Origin of the sequence: Actinoplanes sp. NPDC049118, assembly GCF_040648555.1 — a bacterium.
In the GTDB taxonomy this organism is placed as follows: domain Bacteria; phylum Actinomycetota; class Actinomycetes; order Mycobacteriales; family Micromonosporaceae; genus Actinoplanes.
In genome coordinates, this window is record NZ_JBEZDY010000043.1 from 33,139 (window position 1) to 50,411 (window position 17,273).

The window sequence follows — 17,273 nt, forward strand, 5'->3', positions numbered from 1 at the left end:
GAACCCCGAGGGCGGCATCGTCGCCTACGCAGTAAGGCGGTGGGTGAGGGCGGTGTGGCGGCGGCCGGCTCCGACGGTTCGGATTGCGGCGGCCAGGGCGCGGCGGGAGCCGACGAGGACGACGAGTTTCTTGGCCCGGGTGACGGCGGTGTAGAGCAGGTTGCGCTGCAGCATCATCCATGCGCTGGTGGTGATCGGGATGACCACGGCCGGGTATTCGGATCCCTGGGAGCGGTGGATGGTCATCGCGTACGCGTGGGCCAGCTCGTCCAACTCGTCGAAGTCGTAGCCGATGGACTCGTCCTCGTCGGTGCGGACGGTCAACGTTTGCTCGTCGGGGTCCAGAGCGGTGACCACTCCGATCGTGCCGTTGAACACCCCGGCCTGGCCCTTGTCGTAGTTGTTGCGGATCTGGGTGACCTTGTCGCCGACCCGGAACACCCGGCCACCGGCCCGCCGCTCCGGCAGTCCCTCCCGGCCGGGGGTGAGTTGCTGTTGCAGCAGCGTGTTCAGAGCGCCGGCACCGGCCGGGCCGCGATGCATCGGGGCGAGAACCTGGATGTCGCGGCGCGGGTCGAGACGAAACTTGCGGGCGATCCGGGTGCAGGCAACCTCGACGGTCAGCGCGGCGGCAGCCTCAGTGTCCTCACACGGGAACAGGAAGAAGTCGCTCATACCCTGTAGCTGCGGCGGCCGGCCGGCGTTGATCCGGTGCGCGTTGGTGACCACCCCGGAGTCGGCGGCCTGCCGGAACACCTGGGTCAGCCGGACCCGCGGCACCGTGTCAGCGGCCAGCAGATCTCGCAACACCTCCCCGGCGCCGACCGAGGGAAGCTGGTCGACGTCACCGACCAGCAGCAGGTGGGCGCCGGGCGGAACGGCCTTGACCAGCTTGTTGGCCAGGATCAGGTCCAGCATCGACGCCTCGTCGACCACCAGCAGATCCACGTCGAGGGGGTTGTCCCGGTCGTAACTGGCCTCCCCGCCGGGTTGCAGCTTGAGCAGCCGGTGCACGGTCGCGGCCGGCTGCCCGGTCAGCTCGGCCAGGCGTTTAGCGGCCCGCCCGGTCGGCGCGACCAGCAGCACCTTGGCCTTCTTCGCGGCGGCCAACTCCACGATCGAACGCACCGTGAAGCTCTTGCCGCAGCCCGGACCGCCGGTCAGCACCGCCACCTTGGAGGTGAGCGCGAGCCGTACGGCCTGCTGCTGCTCCGGCGCCAGGTCCGTGCCGGTGCGCGTGCGCAGCCAGGTCAGCGCTTTGGCCCAGTCGACGCCGGCGAAGGCCGGCATCCTGTCGGCTCGCTCCCGCAGCAACGTCAGCAGCGCGTTCGCCAGGGACATCTCGGCCCGATGGAACGGCACCAGGTAGATTGCCGGGATCGGGCCGTCCGGACCGGGCAACACCTCGCGGACCACGCCCTCTTCGCTGACCAGCTCATCCAGGCAGCGGTCGGCCAGCCCGCCCGGAACGTCGAGGATTTTGGTCGCCTCGGCGATCAGCTGATCGGTAGGCAGGTAGCAGTGTCCGCTGTCGGTGGCCTGCGACAATGTGTACTGCAGGCCGGCTTTCACCCGCTCGGGGCTGTCGTGCGGGATCCCGACGGCCTGCGCGATCGTGTCGGCCGTCTTGAAGCCGATGCCCCAGACATCCGCGGCCAGCCGGTACGGCTCAGACTTCACCACGCCGATCGACTTCTCGGCGTACTTCTTGTAGATCCGCACCGCAATCGACGTCGACACCCCGACGCCTTGCAGGAAGACCATCACCTCCTTGATCGCCTTCTGCTCCTGCCACGCCACAGTGATCTTCGCTGTACGCTTCGGCCCCAGCCCCGGCACCTCGACCAGCCGGCCAGGCTCGTCGTCGATCACCTCCAAGGTTTCCAGGCCGAAGTGCTCGACGATACGTTCGGCGAACACCGGCCCGATTCCCTTGATCAGCCCGGAGCCGAGGTAGCGGCGGATGCCCTGGATCGTCGCGGGCAACACCGTCGTGTACGACAGAACCTCGAACTGCCGCCCGTACTGCGGATGCGACGACCACCAGCCCCGCATCCGCAAACTCTCACCAGGCTGCGCCCCCAGCAGCGACCCGACCACGGTCAGCAGATCCGACCCACGACCGGTCGCCACCCGCGCCACCGTGTAACCGGTCTCCTCGTTCACGAACGTCAACCGCTCCAGCACCGCCTCCAACACCTGCGGCGCCGGCCGGGACGACACACCCGCAGACACCAGCCCATTCTCCCCACCACCACCTGACTCGCCGACGCCGGACTGCGGAGCACCCCGCTACGCCCGCCAAGGCAAGCGAGGGTGCTGTCGGCAGGCCGAGACAAAGAGCCTGATCACCTGCTCGTGGCGGTCATTCGTCCGGCGGGCGCTATGCGCGCAACCCGCTGTCGATTCAGGAAGCGCCCACTCAGGCGTCGGCCTCCCGCATAGCCACTGCTGTGCGAACCCCGCCGAGTGAGGCGTAGGGGCGGCAACACCCGTCACGACGACCCGCGCCCGTCGTGACGGGCCTACCAGATCGCCGCAGCGGCGAGTCGGGGCGTTCTTCAGTACCCGATGCGGACCCGTCCGGATTCAGGCCAAGACGTTGATCACAAGGCATCGATGAGTGCCGTTCCCCACCCGACATAGGACATCTAACAAGTCGAACATTGCCATAGTCTGTGCGCGATCACGCACCGATCGGGATGCAAGGATCAGACTGTGGCCACCCCCAACGGCTGGCTTGCGGACCGCTTCCGCCAGTGCATCCGCGGCATGATCGACGGCATCGTCGTCAACAACGGCACCGACGCGGTGGCCGGATCGATCAGGTTCGACTACACGATTCTCGTCTGGGCCGACCGGGCCACCCGCCAGACCCAGGTGCGGCTGACCATCCCCGGCAGGGACGCCGTCGTCTCGACCATGCCGGCTAACCAGATCGACTGGCCGAACCAGCACATCGACCTCATCCCGGTCGGCTGCATCCCGTCGGCGACGATGAACTGCCCGACCGAGCCGAACCGGACGCTGGACCAGTGGGCCAACAACCCCGACTCTGACATGTTCTTCACGAGCCCGCCCGGCACCGGAGCCGCTCCGGACACCAACGTCGTGAGCAACCTCGCAACGTACAGCTTCGAGGTCGGCACGCTTCCGGTCCGGCCTGGCTTGTTCCCGACCAACTTCAAGACGAACATGCGCTTCGACAGCGGCCGGACGATGTCACCGGCCAATGGCGCCGCGCTTGTCGACTTCACGCCGACGGTGTCGTTCTCCCTGAGCGATTCGGAGGTGAACCAGAGCGCGCTGCACATCCGCGACGCCCAGCTCAATCCGAGCCGGACCTTCCCCAGCTGGCCGAACAAAACCATCCCCGGCCGGGCCGGTGGATCGGAACCCCTGCACCGGCTGGTCGACAGGCCGCTGCAGGACGCCAACCGCAGCGCCTCCATCGCCTTCTGCAAGCAGACCTGGGGGCCCAACTACGCCACCGGCGGCCGGCAGTGTGACGAGTACCCGTTCTGCAGCACCTACGAAGGAGCGGCGACCAGCAGCGCCGACAACCGGGACTTCCCCCGCGGGTGTCGGTTCGCCCGATCAAGGGCCTCGATAACTACACCTCGGGTCGCGGCTCGACGCGTTCTACAACGCGCAACGTGTGATCGACGGACCTCGGCCGCTGCGTCGCTGACTCGGAGGAAACGATCATCGGCGGCAGCCGCTGGCGGGTGGCCGTCAAGGCCGATCAGGACACCCTGGCGATCGCGGTCAACCTCGAGCTGTGGAACACCACACCGGACACCGAGGTCGACGGCGGCTGGGAAGGGCGCCGGGAACTGACCGTGGAATTCCCGCAAGGGGGGCTCTGCGTGGAGAACATCTCCGCCTGGCCGATTCCGCTTTCACCCGGCGACGTCGAGCGAGTGACGCTGCCGTCGAGCAACCAGCTGATACGGCGTGATCAGATCCCACCGAAACGGCATGCTCTCCGGCACCGACGTCACCCCGTCATGATGGCAACCTGATCTGGACAGCCCGCGCTCGGTCGGCAACCGAAACCGAGTCGTACCGACCATGACGACTACGCCGGCAACCGCGCACGACCGGCGGCAAGTCAGGGCGCCGACCGACGGGATGGCTGCATTTCAATCGGCGCCGATCGTGTTCGCGTTGCGCCGAGACTCCCGCCACTCGGCCTGGTCGCGCAGTAACCAGGCAAGACCGTAAAGCGCAAACGAAACCAAGAACCAAGCGAACGCGAATCCGGCCCCGAACTTCGCGTACTGCCCTCCGATGCGGAGGAACAGAACGCCTATCACGACGGACACCACCATCGTCAGTGGCAGCAAGGGCTGCTGACTGGGGTGCGGGTAGCGGTCACGCATCGATGTTCCTTCCAGTGAGCCGTAGCCGATGATGATCGCATGGCCCGCCAGCCAGTCTGGCGCGAGGAGCAACGGTGACTGTGTGTAGCGCCCTGATCGCGGCAAATGAATGCGCCTCGGGCGGACCTGCGGATCGGTAGTTCCGTCTCTTTGCATCAGAGGACGGATCGCACGGCTCCGTATCCGAGCAGTACCAGGACAATGCCAAGGCTGACATAGCTTAGGCGCCGCAGAGTCGGGCGCCCGTGCGGTGACCGGCCGAGGTATGCCCCGGTGGTCAACTGTCCGATAAGGACAGATAGTAGCGGGAAAAAGACCAAGCCGGCTCGGTGCGAGCCGAGAAGCCGCGGCACCGGGTATACCGACTGAAGTGCCGAGTCGACACTCCACCACGACCAACCCTTGGGCAATTCCCACACAACCAGCGCCACGAGGACGATCGCGCCCCCACGGACGACCGATTCCCACCACTCCAGCGGTGTGGGCCATGAGGCCGACCGGAATCCGGACAGGAGCCCGCCGGGGACGGCTCCAGCGGCGGCGCGCAGTTCGGCCGCGTAGTCCTGGGGCTGCTCGACGGTGATCTGGTCGGGATGTTCCCGGAGGTGTTCCTGCAGGTCGGCGATGAGCTCACGCCGATGACGCCACGGCACATCCAGGAGGAAGTTATCCACCGCTGTGACGTAGTTTTGGATGTCTTCCGCTGAGACGGAAGGGTTTTCGCCGGCAGAAGCAGACGGCTCAGCGTTGCTCACGTTCATTCCTCATCTCCAGGAGTCGGTTGACGACGCGGGCGAGCCGTGACCACTCTGCGTCGGCGGCGTCTAGGTCGGCTCGGCCTTTCGGGGTGATGCTGTAGTACTTGCGGGCGGGGCCGCTGGCCGAGGGCTCCAGCCGGGAGGTGACTAGCCCGTCCTGCTCGAGTCGGCGTAGCACTCCGTAGACGGATGGGTCGCCGAGCGGGGTGAGGCCTTCGCCCCGGAGTCGTTCGAGCAGTTCGAGGCCGTACAGCTCGCGACGTGACAGGGCTGCCATGACGGCGATGTCCAGCACGCCCTTGAGCAGTTGACTCGATCTCACCTAGTCTGTATAGCAGAGAACCGTGCATCACACACAACCGCCACGTCGCGCCGTCACGGGGGCGGTCGCGGCGTGGCGGGCGTATCGGCGTGGGAAACATCCGACTCTCGGCAAAAGCGGAGGCATGGAGGCCACCGGCGGTGACGCTGAGTAGCGAGCGCTTCGCGGCAGAAGAGCGCACGTGATCTTGTGGCTCGTGGCGAAGTATCCTGCGCCGATGAAATTGCCCAGTGACGAATACCAGCGTCTGCTCCAGATGTACCGGGACCGGGTAGGCACCTACGTTGCCGTGGATGCGTCGTATGGACAGCGATGGCGGAGCTGGTGCCGGACCCTGCTGTCGTTCGGAGGCTCACTGGTCGTGCCGCCGCGTGGGCCCCGACTCTGATCTTGAGGCATTGCTCGCGAGCGCGTCGACGTTCGTGGCGAGAGTCCGCCTCGCCGATGGGGACGTCGGTGAATGTCATGGCAACGTCGCGGCGCTGTGGATTGACGGTGCTCTCGCGTCAATCGGTACGGGGTATGCGTTGTCCGAGGACCAGCTCTGGCGCCAGCACTCCTGGGGCGTGGACACCGACGGTGCACTGGTCGAAACCACCGAGGAGCGGCGCGCATACGTCGGCATCGTGTTGTCGGAGAGGACGGCGAGTATTCAGTTCGCCGGAAGCAACGCCCAGGAGCACCTGAAACGGTCCTACGGCAACGCGGCCCCCGCGCCGCAGAGCTCATCTCCATGATCCGCGAACTGGCGATCGTCGGTGAGGTCGCGCGGGCTGAGGCCACCTGGCATGTTCCTAATGACTCCGCAGAGCATGTTGCTGATGGGGCACTCTCATCGGATGTCCGAATACCTCCCCGGCGAGCGGGGGGCAGCCCTCCGTAAGGCGCGGTTGCGGCTATGAGGGTGCCGGCTCGTGTGAGTGTTCAAGTGGCAGCGGAGCGCGACACCGGTCGACTACCGGTACCCGAGTGTCCAGCGTGTTGCGGCGTTAATGGCGGCCCTCGTCGGCCGGAACGGTAGTGTCGTTGATATGTCCGGATTGACGGACGAGGGTGGTGGTCCGCCGATCAGGGAGCCCCGGATCCCTTCCGATGTGCGGCACGTGGAGCTGCGAGCGGCTGCCGTCGGTGGGGTTCTGTCTGTTCCTGTGCACCGGTTCTGGTTGTTCACCGAGGACTGTCCGGGACTTTGCATCATCGAGGTTCTCGGTGGCGGGTTGTTCTTGGCCGTTGTTGTGGGTCTGGCTGCGTGGCTGGGCTGCCGGCTCGCCCGAGTGCCACGGGCCAGCGTCGTCGCCGTGGCCGGCCTGCTGCTCGGAGCCTCGTGGTCCTACCTCATGGGCGGTCTGGTCTGGGACCAGAGGACGCCCATGGCCAACCCGCCCCCGCCGCTGGTCATGCTGGTGTTGGTCGGGTCCAGTGGCTATTGGGCTGCGGCGCTCGTGATCGGGCTACGCCGTCGTGCAGCTGTCAAGGTGGCCCTGCTCGCCGTTATTGCCGTCACGCCGTTGCTCGCTGAGTCGCTGGTGCGCGGTGCGCTCGCCTGACCTGCCGTGGTCGTGTACTCCGACGTGGGAATGAAGGGTTTATCGCTCTTTACGGCTGTCCACCCGCATCCAGGGGTCGGCGGGGCGCATCATCCTCATACTCCGATCCCTTTGGCGATCCGAGGCTATACGCGCTCCTCGGCAAAGGCGTGCGTCAGCGCCCGGGCAGCCCATGACACTGCGTAACCCACTGATCGCGGCTATGAGAGTTTGCCGAGCCCGCGCACTGAGGGCTAAAATAGTTGATTCGAAGAGTATCTGTCCGGCAGCGTTCTCAGGGCCGGCTAACAGGACAACGAAGTCTCCATCCAGATGCGCCTTCGACGGTTTGAAGCAAGCTCTCTACGGCGGCGCTACGACGCACGCGCTACTGTGCTTACGGTTCCGAAGGTGCATGCACTCGGCATTCCAGTCGAGATGAACCTGCCGAGGGTGCCCCTCGGTCAGCCGCTTAGCCGCGACAATTCGTCGCCGAGGCGTCGCGCCTCTGCGCGGAGATCCTCAGAGAATCGGTGAATTCTGTCGTCGCCCTCGGAACCGTCTCTCCTCAGGTGATCAGCCAAGCCGATGACGTATTCACGAGCCCGGTGAGCATACGCGAGGCCCGCTCCCAGTGGACGTTCGCCGAGTAGGTGCAGGAGGCGGTGATTGGACTCTGGTCGATCGCGTGCAGCACCGGATCGTTCACTGACGCCGCTGCCGGGCTGGCTGCGCCGACTGTGGCAATACCACTCGCCAGCAGGAGAATGGCGACTGATCGCTTGACGGATCGAGTACTCATGGGTGGTCTCCTTCGACTTGGACCGAGCATCTTTGTCGGACGCTTCCGAAGAATCCACGTGGAGCGACCTGGCCGCTATTACAAGATGTCAGTAGAGCTTCTGGGCGAGTGCCAGGCGTTCCACCTCCACCAGGGAGTTTGCCGCGTCTGGATGCGTCCCATGTCGGGCCGGCGAGTGCCGGGGAGTCGGGTCGTTACTGCCCTCCCCGCCACTCGGCGGCGTTCACGGGTTGACTGTGGCGGTCTGTGGCAGCAGTCCTTGGCGTTGGGCCTCAAGAACGGCAGTTACCCGGTCCGAGACCCGGAGCTTGCGGTACAGGTTGTCCTTGTGCTTGACGACGGTGTGTTCAGAGATCGCCAACCGCCGCCCGATGGCTGCTGCGGTGAGCCCCTGTGCGAGAAGAGCGAGTACGGTCAGTTCACGAGGAGTGATCGAGCACGCCGAGATGCGTGGCTCTAGGTCACTTCTCATAGAGGCAGGCAGAGCCTGTCGCAACCTGCGTAGCTCCATTGTGAGTCTGTCGATCTGGATCAACAGTGGCTGGAGGCGCAGGGCAAAGGCCCGGTCGCGGTCACTGTAGTCTCGTCCGTCGCGACTCACGCTCAGAAAACGAAGAGATCCGGGCACCCCTGGCAGTGGCACCGCAAGTTGGCGAGAGACGCCCAAGTACGACCGGAGTTCAGAATAGGTAGCACTGTTGCGCCAGGTACGTCCGTCGACCAGGTCTCCTATGGTCACCGGACTGGTGCCCCCGCGAAGAACGTGTTCAGTCAGAGGATGCGTCCTCATGTGCATTGCTACCGCCCACGCCGGGAACTGCATCGCAGACGACGGCCACGTCACACCGACTGTCGCGCCACTAGGCCACTGCACGCTGAAGATTCCACTTGCGGCACTGCCAGCAATCGAGCCCGCGAGTCCTTCGCAGATAGATTGCCAAGGAGTCTCGGATTCCCCCGACGAGACCCTATCCAGGGACATCATCGTTAGGTCAATGATACGGTTGTAGTCGCGGAGCGAGAGATTGCCCATGATTCATGCCCCTAACGGGCTCTATCCGGACGGGAGTCACGCGAGTCCCTCGGCTGGCCAGGAATTTGGCACGGATTTAGAATAAATTTCATTTCAACTGGCCCGCGGTGCAGTCGGGCCCAGGGGCGCGCCAGCCGCCGTTGAAGTTGATTTGGCCTGGTCCCGGGTTGTGCGAACGAATCGGCGCCGGCGCCCAAGGTGAGACAGTCGGTCGCGAGGATTGGACGGTCGCCGACCGCGGTACGTATTGGCCGATAGCTGGGTGCGTTGAGTGCATCGATGGACTACTTGAAGACCAGTCGTATAGCGCCCTGGCAGCGACGCCCGTTGCTTGCCACGCTGCACTGCTCCCTTCCTGCGACTTGGTGTGCTTCAATCTCATTTCGTTCACAGCGACTGCACCGAGCCAAATCGTGGCAGCCCATTTGAGGCCGGTCTTGATACGTTGGTCCATGAACCATTCACCACCTTTGGTTGCCTTACGCCGTCAAACGCCCTCCGCGTTCCTATCCGAATCTCCGTCAAGGTATGGAGCCGGAGGGACTCCCTCGACCGCCGTAATGGCATGGCTTATTGATGGCTGTGCCAGGCGGTTGCGACCAACGTCTCAGGGGGGTTGACCCTGTAGCCGGCATTTGTGCAAGTTGGCGGTACTGGGACCATCTAATAGCCGCCCTGAACACAGGTCTGGACCATGTTTGCCAGTGCTGGTCCCAGTGTCAGTTCCGGTGCGCTCCCTCGATGCGATTCTCCGACCTGCGACGCCCCGTACAGCATTACCGGATCTCCGGACTGCACGGCGGCGTTGAGAAAGTCCTCCACGGCGAGATAGGTCCGCTGGGATGTGCCTTCCAGCTCGACGGCCTCGAGTGCTATGCGCGCTTTACCGCACACGATGGCGACGGGGTCCGTCTCGGGAATCGTCGGCTGTGGGGCGGTTGGACCCGGTCCGGGGGTCGGTGGTGGCGGCGGTGTAGGACCGCAACCTGCGATCGAGACGGAGATCAGCGCGGCGGTGGCCGCGATAGCGATGAAACGACGTGCTGACATTGATGCCCCTCACATGTCGGCGGGATCGAAGACCCCTGCTCCGAGCGGAGCGAGATACGACGTCAGCCTGCGCCGCCCGATCGGTGGTCCGCGCGAGGTGGCGGTCCTGAGTGGTCCGGGCACATTGCCGGGCACCGGCGGGACATCGCAGGTAGTAACCGGGACGTCGGGGAGTTCAGACTGGGCGGGTACTCAGAGGCGGTCGCCCGTCGCACGATGCGTCCGGGCCGATGCACACCGTTCTGGGGCAGGCTTGCGACAGGGGTGGTCACCATGAGGGGCAGCACCGCTTCCCGGACCGCCTGGGCTCTGTGGATTCTGGCGGTTGCCTCGACGGCCGGCGCAATGGCGCTGCTGGTGGTGACCCGCTCGGTGCCGGACGACGAGGGTAGGAAGGCCTGGCTGTCGACACTGATCCAGATGCCTGGATCTCTCGTCCTGCCGACGGTCGGGTTGGTGCTTGCGGCCCGCCGGCCTGCCAACCCGATCGGCTGGCTGTTGTTGGGCATCGGACTGGCGTGGAACTCCAACGAGTGCATGCATCTCTACGCCGTGTACGCCCTTACCTATTCGCCGGGGTCGTTGCCGGGCGGGTTGGTCGTTGGCTGGGTGGCCTGCTGGAACTGGGCGATCGCGTTCCCGTTGATGCCGTTCGTGTTTCTGCTGTTTCCCCACGGTCGGTTGCCGTCCCGGCGGTGGCGCCCACTGGCATGGGCGGCCGGGACGAGCGGCGTGGCGATCCTGCTGCTCGCCCCGTTCCGCAGCGGCCCCTTGGAGTACTTCCAAGACATCGAGAATCCCGCCGGCGTCAGCGCGATCCCGCCGGACCTTCTGCGCTTCGCGGGGCTCCCGTACTTCTTGCTCCTGTTCACGTGCACGGCGTCTCTGGTCGTGCGCCTTCGCCGGGCTCACGGCGACGAGCGGCAGCAGCTGAAATGGGTGACCGCCGCAGCGCTACTTTTCGGGGTCGAACTGGTCGTCGGACCGGCGTTCCTTCCAGTGCCTGTTCACTCGGTCCTCGACGGCCTCGTGGTCGTTGTGTTCGCCGGTGCCATCGCGATCGCGGTCCTCAAGTACCGGCTGTACGACATCGACGTGCTGATCAGCCGTTCGGTGGTCTACGGGACGCTGACCGCTGCGGTGGTCGGCGTATACCTGCTGGTGACCGGGTTGGGTGGGGCGGCTCTGAACGGCAGCACGCCGCTACCGGCTGTAGTGGCGGCCGCGGTGGTAGCCATTGGTCTGGCTCCGGCCCGGGACCGGCTGCAACGGGCAGTGAATCGGCTGCTCTACGGCGAACGGGACGATCCACTGCGTGCGGTTACCCACCTCGGTGACAGCGTGGCCGAGACGGGTGAGCCGAACCTGCTCGCCGCGGTCCTGGCAAGCGTGAAGCAGGCCGTGCACGCCACCGGAGTAGCCGTGCTCGCACCCGATGGGCGAGAACTCGCCACGATCGGGGTCGAGGTGCGCAACGGCGAGTCGCTGCCGCTACGGGTCGGCGGCAACCATGTCGGCGTGCTGCGGGTAGCGGCCCGCGGGCCCCGGGACACCTACAGCGACGCCGACCGCACATTGCTCACCGCGTTGGCGCCATCAGTCGCGGTCGTGGTACGCGCGCTGGACCTGACCGAGGCGCTCGCGGTGGAACGGGACCGGGTCGTGGCGGCGACTGCGGTGGAGCGCGATCGACTGCGCCGGGACCTGCACGACGGCCTGGGGCCATCGCTGTCGGGCGTCGGGCTCGGGTTACAGGCTCTCGACGACGCGACCCGCATCCACGACACCACCAGATCCCTCCACCTGCTGGAACGCCTCCGCGCCGAGGTCAGCACGGCGGTCGGCGAAGTTCGCCGGATCCTTGACGAGCTACGCCCAGCCACCCTGGACGACCTGGGATTGGTGGCGGCAGTGCGCCGCCACGCCGCGACGGTGGCAGCGTCGTTACCGGTCGATGTGACCGCAGCCGCATTGCCGGTGCTGTCTCCACAGGTGGAGACTGCCGCCTACCGCATCGCGCAAGAGGCCCTGACCAACGCCGCTCGCCACGCCCAAGCGCACCACGCCCGGATCGACCTGGCTCCTGCCGACCACACCCTCATCGTCACCATCACCGACGACGGGGTCGGCCTCGGCGCGGCGCCCGCCGGCCTCGGCCTGGCGTCGATGCGTGACCGTGCCGAAAGCGTCGGGGGGCATTTCCGCATCGACACTGGACCCGGCGGGACCACGGTCACCGCCGCCCTGCCGTTGGAGCTGTCGTGAGCAGCGAGTCGCGACGCCGCGTCGTTGCCGCCTGGGCTGTGGCACTGTGGTCCACCGTGATAGCAGGTCCTGTGATCTGGGCCGCCTGGCGATATGGCAACCGGGCTTCTGCCAGCGACCTAGATCAAATCGTGGGTCAGGTCATGGCGGGTGTGCTGTGGACCGTGCCCGGTGCCGTCCTGGTCACGTACCGCCCACGGAACATCATTGGCTGGCTGCTCCTCACCGCCGGTGCGTGCAACGCCTTGTTCGCCGGGCTCATGGTCTATGCCTGGTACGGCCTCGTGATCGCCGATCCGTCATGGTCGACGGCGCGGTGGGCGTTGACTGCCGGCGGGGGGCTGTTCGTGCCGGGTTGGCTCGTTCTGCCGACTCTGTTGATCGCCTTCTACCCAGACGGCCGGCTGCCCGCGCGGTGGTTGCGGTGGCCCGTCGGCGGGGCAGCAGCGGGAATCCTGCTGTTCACCGTCATGGCGTCGTTCGATCCTGACGGCGGGCTCGGGGAGGGCGCTGTGGTGTCAGCTCCGATCGTGTTTCCCACCGCAGTGCGCCAAGTGTTCATCGTGGGCGTCTGCCTGCCGTTGATTGCGATTTCGACGGTGGCCATCTGGGCCGGCGCGGTGGTGCGTTTCCTCAGGGCGCGTTCGCCGCAACGCGAGCAGCTCGCGTTGCTGGCGTGCGTTGCCGGAGGATTCCTGGTCGGGGCAATTCCCGACTGGCCGCCCGTGGTGCTGACGATCATCGGTTCCTTGATTCCGGTGGCAATCGCAGTCGGGGTGCTGCGATACAGATTGCTGGGCATAGCGATAGTTCTTCGGCGTGGCCTCGTGTATGGGGCGCTGACCGCCGCGGTGGTCAGCGTCTACCTACTGGTCAGCGCATTCACTGTCCGAGCGATAGGCGGTACGCCGGTCCCTGGTGTGGTGGCCGCCGCGGTCGTGGCGGTGGGCCTGACGCCGGCGCGTGACCAGCTGCAGCGGGTGGTGGACCGGTTCGTCTACGGTCCTCGTGCCGATCCCGTGCAGGCGGTCAGCCACCTCGGCGGCCAAGTCGCCGAGGCTGAGCCAACCAGGCTGCTGCGCACCGCGCTCGAGAGCGTGGCCGAGTCGGTCGGTGCCGTTGGCGCTGCGGTTGTCGCCGTGGACGGCCACGTCGTCAGCAGCGCGGGGGGACACACGGCCGACCAAACGATCGGGTCGCTGCGCATCGGCGGCCGCGACCTCGGCGTGCTGCGACTCGCCACCCGCTACCGCCCACCGCGCTCACTCACCGTATCGGAACGCCGACTTCACGCCGCGCTGACCACCCAGGTCGCCGTCGTGGTCCTGGCGGTCAACCTCACCGACGAGTTGAAAGCCGAGCGTGACCGAGTCGTAGCCGCTACCCGCGCGGAACGCGACAGGCTGCGCCGCGACCTCCACGACGGGCTCGGACCGTCCCTGTCGGGTGTCGGCCTGGGTCTTCAGGGTCTCACCGACCTCATCGCCGCTGACAACACAACCGCCTGTGCCCTCTTGCTGGAACGACTCCGCGCCGAGGTCATCACCGCCGTTAACGACGTCCGCCGCATCATCGACGACCTACGTCCTGCCGCCCTTGACCGGCTCAGCTTGACAGACGCTCTCAGGCGGCAAGCCGCGTCGCTCTCGGGGTCGATGAACGTCACCGTGACCGCCGACGGCCCTCGTCCTCTACCGCCGTGCGTGGAGAACACGACGTACCGCATCGCGACTGAAGCACTCACCAACATCGCGCGGCACGCTCACGCCCGAAACGCCAAGGTCAGCATCGTCACCGACGATCAAGCACTGCGGCTCATCGTCGCCGACGACGGTACCGGCGGCGCGAACACCGAGGGACCAGGCGTCGGGCTCACTTCTATGCGTCACCGGGCCGAGAGTCTCGGCGGACGACTTCGCATCGACACCGGCGCCGCAGGCACCACCGTCACCGCCACTCTGCCGCTGGAGCAACCATGATCGACCCACCGCCGGTCCGCGTCGTCATCGCCGACGACCACCCCATGTTCCGCTACGGGTTGAAGGCAGCCCTCGCAGCATCCCCCGAAGTAGAGATCGTCGGGGAGGCAGCCGACGGGCAGGAACTGCTCGCCGTCGTCGACCAAACCCACCCGGACGTCGTCCTAACGGACCTAACCATGCCCGGCCTGGGCGGGACCGCAGCCACCCGCCAACTCCTCGGCCGATATCCCCAGCTCGGCGTACTGGTCGTCACCATGCACGAGGACGACGAGAATCTGTTCGGCGCGCTACGGGCCGGCGCCCGCGGTTACCTACTCAAAGGAGCCGACCGAGCCGACATCGTCCGATCCATCGTCGCCGTTGCCCGCGGCGAGGCCGTCTATGGCCCCGCCGTGGCCCGCCGGATCGTCGACTTCTTCACCAGCGCCAAACGTGAGTGCGTCGCCCAGGCGTTTCCCGAACTCACCGGCCGAGAACGCGACGTCCTCAACTACGTCGCGGCAGGCGCTGGCAATCATGAGATCGCCCGCCGACTGTTCCTCTCAGAGAAGACGGTACGGAACCATGTCTCCGCGATCCTGACCAGACTGCAGGTACCGAACCGCGCCGCAGCCGTCGCCAAAGCACGCGACGCCGGCCTTGGCCAACCGTGATGACGATCGCGGCTGCGCAGGCCCCGGATGATGCATCAGATAACGGCCCGTCATCCGGTGCACCGGACCGCCATCCTGGAGCAGGTTGTCCGGATCGGGCAGCGAGCGCAATGCTCGACTCAGGCAACGATTCAAGAAAGCTCACCGAAGCGGCTAACAATGGCGTGCCGAAATTCGACGAGGCGAATCAGCCAGGCAGTTAGCAGCGTGCGCAATGCGCACTATCATCGGCAGATCCGCCTGCTCAGCGAGACGCCCCGCCGTCACGCTGGGTAGCGCGAATCGCGGCAGATGAGTATGCGTTCAAGATCACCCTAGAGACAAAGAAGCTATTGTGTGGAGAACAGGAAGATTCGAGTTAGTGGCCTCTATTGTCGCCGTTCCAACTTGACTCCGCCGCGCTTTCGGCGTGTCGGCCAGTCCGCTCGTGTGGTAGCTCAACACTCGCCGACACGTCCTGCTTTCCGCCAGACATGCCTTGAAGGCATTTCCCGATCTCTTTGATGGTCAGTGCTGCCGCCAGCAAGCCTTGCATCAGGTTCCAGAAGTCTGTCAGCCATGCGAGGACTATCTCAACGGTCACGTCACGCTCCTTAAAGTTCAGTGACGCCCCCATTAAGCATGATCAGAAGTCAACTGTTCACTGTCCGGGACAGGCGCGGACAAGCCTGACTGGATGATCGAGCGACTAAGAGCCTGCTGACCAGGGAACTAGGTAGGGTGCAGGGTAGTGCTGCTGTTACACTGTCCCGGACTCAACTTCGACCGACACCGGGTAGTCTCGGACGCGTATAAGCGAGCGGCGAATGGATCACGGCGAGCATTTCGGCGAGGACAGACATCTATCTACTGCATCATCCCTGGCAGATTTGGTCTGGCTTCTTGCTCGAATTCGACTGCGGGCAGGCAACCCGGCATTACGGGACATTGAGAGCCGGGGCAAGAAATTAGGGATCGCATTGCCGCGCGCGACAGTGGCAGACGTCCTAAGCGGTAAGCGACAGCCTCGATTGACGCTCCTGCTCGACCTACTCCGGGTCCTCGGCGTTCCGGAGACCGAGAGACGCCAGTGGCGTGCTGCCTGGGAACGCGCCGCAGAAAACCATGCGCCGCTACGCCAGCCACAGTCCCGAGCCGTGGCGAAACTCCCACCCCATTCGGCCAATGTAGATCCGGCCCAATTCGGCGCGAGTCAGCCGCTTGGAATCGGGAGATTATGGACTCTCGACGGCCGGTGGCCAATGGTGCTGACATGTGGCGACCTCCCGCCTTCAATGTTTCAGAATGCATCTTTTGTAGATCCGGAAGACCCGGACTATGTAGAGCTGTATTCGTATTCGGATCCAGATTCTTTGCTCGAATTGTTTGGTCACATAAGAGCGTCGAATCCAGAGTGTGAAGTGCGCATTAGTACCGCCAACAGAATGCAACCCAGCGACTACTTTGGTCATCTTGCGATTCTTGGCGGCACAGATTTCAATGGTGCAGCAAGAGACTTTATTTCCCGCCTTGAGATGCCTATTCGGATGACTCATAGAAGCGGTGGACCGGAATCCGGAATATTCGAGACTCTGGGTGATTCCCGCTTGAAATTCTCACCGGTCCTGGGCGGGACGTTCGGGAACGGGCAAGCGGTACTTATCCAAGATGTCGCACTGTTCTTTCGTGGTATTAACCCCTTCAATGCGGATTGTAGTGTGACGGTTTGCGCTGGAATCTACGCTAGGGGGACACTCGCCGCAGTGAAGGCTTCGACAGATTCATCGGTAAGGGAGAAGAATGAGGCGTACATCATGTCCCGGTTCAAGGGGTGCCGGACCTTTGGAATCCTAGCCCGCGCACACGTCGTGAATGGCACCATCATGCCGCCGGATTGGAGCAGGGTAGGAAATGTACTTTATGAATGGCGGCAATAGTGATTTGTAGTTCCGTGCCGCAATGCAGTGTGGTGCCCACTGTCATCTGCTAAGAGGGCGCATTCACATCGGCATGTTCGGACGCTGGCCGCAGAGCCGGCCGCCGGCACGGAGGGCGACGAGCTGACGGTGGTCACCGCGCGCGATCAGCGCAGATCAGTGCGCTCTGGGAATTGCAAGACCGACGTCAGGAGTAGAAGCCGCTCCAGTACGACTCCTTGCCCGCCGTGAAATCTCCTGGTCGGTTCTCGCGTAGCCAGCGGTAGCGTTCAACGAACTCGTCGAGCGCCGTTGGAATACCGCATTCGCGACTGCCTCGGATGACTTGGATACCCTCAATAATACGATTTGTAACGATGAGCTCGTCAACTTCGGGCCATGCTTCCATGTAATCATCATGCCCGCCGGCTCGCTCACTGACATCGGCGGCACGCGCGTACGCTGGCCGAAACAGGGACTGCCGTGACTCTCCGCGAAGCGCGACTCGCGGCAGATCAGTGCACCTGATCAAGCACCATGCGTTACTGGTCTATCCGTGGCAGGAGCGACAAGATCGAGCAGATAGCTGCTGGCATCGCCGG

16 protein-coding genes are annotated in these 17,273 nt (G+C 65.0%); 7 read left to right on the plus strand and 9 right to left on the minus strand.

Features of this window, described 5'->3' with window-relative positions; genetic code table 11:
• Positions 1 to 24 precede the first annotated feature (24 nt).
• The gene (locus AB0B58_RS40090; protein WP_360235837.1) at positions 25 to 2,235 is read right to left on the minus strand and encodes an ATP-dependent RecD-like DNA helicase; all 2,211 of its coding nucleotides are present in this window, start codon (positions 2,233 to 2,235) and stop codon (positions 25 to 27) included.
• 483 nt (positions 2,236 to 2,718) lie between these two features.
• Here AB0B58_RS40090 and AB0B58_RS40095 point away from each other — a divergent pair, with 483 nt between their 5' ends.
• Positions 2,719 to 3,840, plus strand: a complete 1,122-nt coding sequence (locus tag AB0B58_RS40095) for a hypothetical protein (RefSeq protein WP_360235840.1) — start codon at positions 2,719 to 2,721, stop codon at positions 3,838 to 3,840.
• 305 nt (positions 3,841 to 4,145) lie between these two features.
• On the opposite strand, the gene AB0B58_RS40100 is transcribed toward AB0B58_RS40095, so the two are convergent.
• The 3 genes from AB0B58_RS40100 to AB0B58_RS40110 form a co-directional block, all read right to left on the minus strand.
• Positions 4,146 to 4,457, minus strand: a complete 312-nt coding sequence (locus AB0B58_RS40100) for a hypothetical protein (RefSeq protein ID WP_360235843.1) — start codon at positions 4,455 to 4,457, stop codon at positions 4,146 to 4,148.
• Positions 4,458 to 4,540: 83 nt separating this feature from the next.
• Complete coding sequence (locus AB0B58_RS40105; protein WP_360235846.1) at positions 4,541 to 5,140, minus strand: hypothetical protein; 600 nt, start codon at positions 5,138 to 5,140, stop codon at positions 4,541 to 4,543.
• Positions 5,127 to 5,465 (minus strand): PadR family transcriptional regulator, encoded by a 339-nt coding sequence (locus AB0B58_RS40110; RefSeq protein WP_360235849.1) that lies wholly within the window; start codon positions 5,463 to 5,465, stop codon positions 5,127 to 5,129. Before AB0B58_RS40110 ends, AB0B58_RS40105 begins: the two co-directional genes overlap by 14 nt.
• A 398-nt stretch (positions 5,466 to 5,863) precedes the next feature.
• Between AB0B58_RS40110 and AB0B58_RS40115 the strand changes: the two genes are divergently transcribed.
• Together AB0B58_RS40115 and AB0B58_RS40120 are read left to right on the plus strand one after the other, a co-directional pair.
• The gene (locus tag AB0B58_RS40115) at positions 5,864 to 6,202 is read left to right on the plus strand and encodes a hypothetical protein (protein WP_360235852.1); all 339 of its coding nucleotides are present in this window, start codon (positions 5,864 to 5,866) and stop codon (positions 6,200 to 6,202) included.
• Between the two features lie 366 nt (positions 6,203 to 6,568).
• Positions 6,569 to 7,012 (plus strand): hypothetical protein, encoded by a 444-nt coding sequence (locus AB0B58_RS40120; protein WP_360235855.1) that lies wholly within the window; start codon positions 6,569 to 6,571, stop codon positions 7,010 to 7,012.
• Between the two features lie 547 nt (positions 7,013 to 7,559).
• On the opposite strand, the gene AB0B58_RS40125 is transcribed toward AB0B58_RS40120, so the two are convergent.
• The 3 genes from AB0B58_RS40125 to AB0B58_RS40135 form a co-directional block, all read right to left on the minus strand.
• Positions 7,560 to 7,793 carry a hypothetical protein gene (locus tag AB0B58_RS40125; protein ID WP_360235858.1) on the minus strand — a complete coding sequence of 78 codons (234 nt, stop codon included), beginning with the start codon at positions 7,791 to 7,793 and terminating at the stop codon, positions 7,560 to 7,562.
• 223 nt (positions 7,794 to 8,016) lie between these two features.
• Positions 8,017 to 8,826: a LuxR C-terminal-related transcriptional regulator gene (locus AB0B58_RS40130; protein WP_360235861.1), complete on the minus strand. Its 810-nt coding sequence runs from the start codon at positions 8,824 to 8,826 to the stop codon at positions 8,017 to 8,019.
• Positions 8,827 to 9,489: 663 nt separating this feature from the next.
• Positions 9,490 to 9,876 (minus strand): hypothetical protein, encoded by a 387-nt coding sequence (locus tag AB0B58_RS40135; RefSeq protein ID WP_360235864.1) that lies wholly within the window; start codon positions 9,874 to 9,876, stop codon positions 9,490 to 9,492.
• A 273-nt stretch (positions 9,877 to 10,149) separates the two neighbouring features.
• Between AB0B58_RS40135 and AB0B58_RS40140 the strand changes: the two genes are divergently transcribed.
• The 3 genes from AB0B58_RS40140 (at position 10,150) to AB0B58_RS40150 (ending at position 14,776) form a co-directional block, all read left to right on the plus strand.
• Positions 10,150 to 12,141, plus strand: a complete 1,992-nt coding sequence (locus tag AB0B58_RS40140; RefSeq protein WP_360235867.1) for an ATP-binding protein — start codon at positions 10,150 to 10,152, stop codon at positions 12,139 to 12,141.
• 143 nt (positions 12,142 to 12,284) lie between these two features.
• Positions 12,285 to 14,120, plus strand: coding sequence for a sensor histidine kinase (locus AB0B58_RS40145; RefSeq protein WP_360235870.1), 1,836 nt, complete (start codon positions 12,285 to 12,287; stop codon positions 14,118 to 14,120).
• Positions 14,117 to 14,776 carry a response regulator transcription factor gene (locus AB0B58_RS40150; RefSeq protein WP_360235873.1) on the plus strand — a complete coding sequence of 220 codons (660 nt, stop codon included), beginning with the start codon at positions 14,117 to 14,119 and terminating at the stop codon, positions 14,774 to 14,776. The genes AB0B58_RS40145 and AB0B58_RS40150 overlap by 4 nt, the downstream gene beginning before the upstream one ends.
• Positions 14,777 to 15,134: 358 nt before the next feature.
• On the opposite strand, the gene AB0B58_RS40155 is transcribed toward AB0B58_RS40150, so the two are convergent.
• The gene (locus AB0B58_RS40155) at positions 15,135 to 15,359 is read right to left on the minus strand and encodes a hypothetical protein (protein WP_360235876.1); all 225 of its coding nucleotides are present in this window, start codon (positions 15,357 to 15,359) and stop codon (positions 15,135 to 15,137) included.
• A gap of 223 nt (positions 15,360 to 15,582) precedes the next feature.
• On the opposite strand from AB0B58_RS40155, the gene AB0B58_RS40160 reads away from it, so the two are divergent.
• Positions 15,583 to 16,692, plus strand: a complete 1,110-nt coding sequence (locus AB0B58_RS40160) for a hypothetical protein (protein ID WP_360235879.1) — start codon at positions 15,583 to 15,585, stop codon at positions 16,690 to 16,692.
• A gap of 187 nt (positions 16,693 to 16,879) precedes the next feature.
• Here the strand turns inward: AB0B58_RS40160 and AB0B58_RS40165 are convergent, their stop codons facing one another.
• Positions 16,880 to 17,080 (minus strand): hypothetical protein, encoded by a 201-nt coding sequence (locus tag AB0B58_RS40165; protein WP_360235882.1) that lies wholly within the window; start codon positions 17,078 to 17,080, stop codon positions 16,880 to 16,882.
• Between the last annotated feature and the right edge of the window lie 193 nt (positions 17,081 to 17,273).

Coding starts and splice junctions, on each gene's coding strand:
- AB0B58_RS40165 (WP_360235882.1), bottom strand. CDS start 17,080: ATGGAAGCATGGCCCGAAGTTGACGAGCTCATCGTTACAAATCGTATT.
- AB0B58_RS40135 (WP_360235864.1), bottom strand. CDS start 9,876: ATGTCAGCACGTCGTTTCATCGCTATCGCGGCCACCGCCGCGCTGATC.
- AB0B58_RS40145 (WP_360235870.1), top strand. CDS start 12,285: ATGGCGGGTGTGCTGTGGACCGTGCCCGGTGCCGTCCTGGTCACGTAC.
- AB0B58_RS40125 (WP_360235858.1), bottom strand. CDS start 7,793: ATGAGTACTCGATCCGTCAAGCGATCAGTCGCCATTCTCCTGCTGGCG.
- AB0B58_RS40140 (WP_360235867.1), top strand. CDS start 10,150: ATGAGGGGCAGCACCGCTTCCCGGACCGCCTGGGCTCTGTGGATTCTG.
- AB0B58_RS40150 (WP_360235873.1), top strand. CDS start 14,117: ATGATCGACCCACCGCCGGTCCGCGTCGTCATCGCCGACGACCACCCC.
- AB0B58_RS40130 (WP_360235861.1), bottom strand. CDS start 8,826: ATGGGCAATCTCTCGCTCCGCGACTACAACCGTATCATTGACCTAACG.
- AB0B58_RS40160 (WP_360235879.1), top strand. CDS start 15,583: ATGGATCACGGCGAGCATTTCGGCGAGGACAGACATCTATCTACTGCA.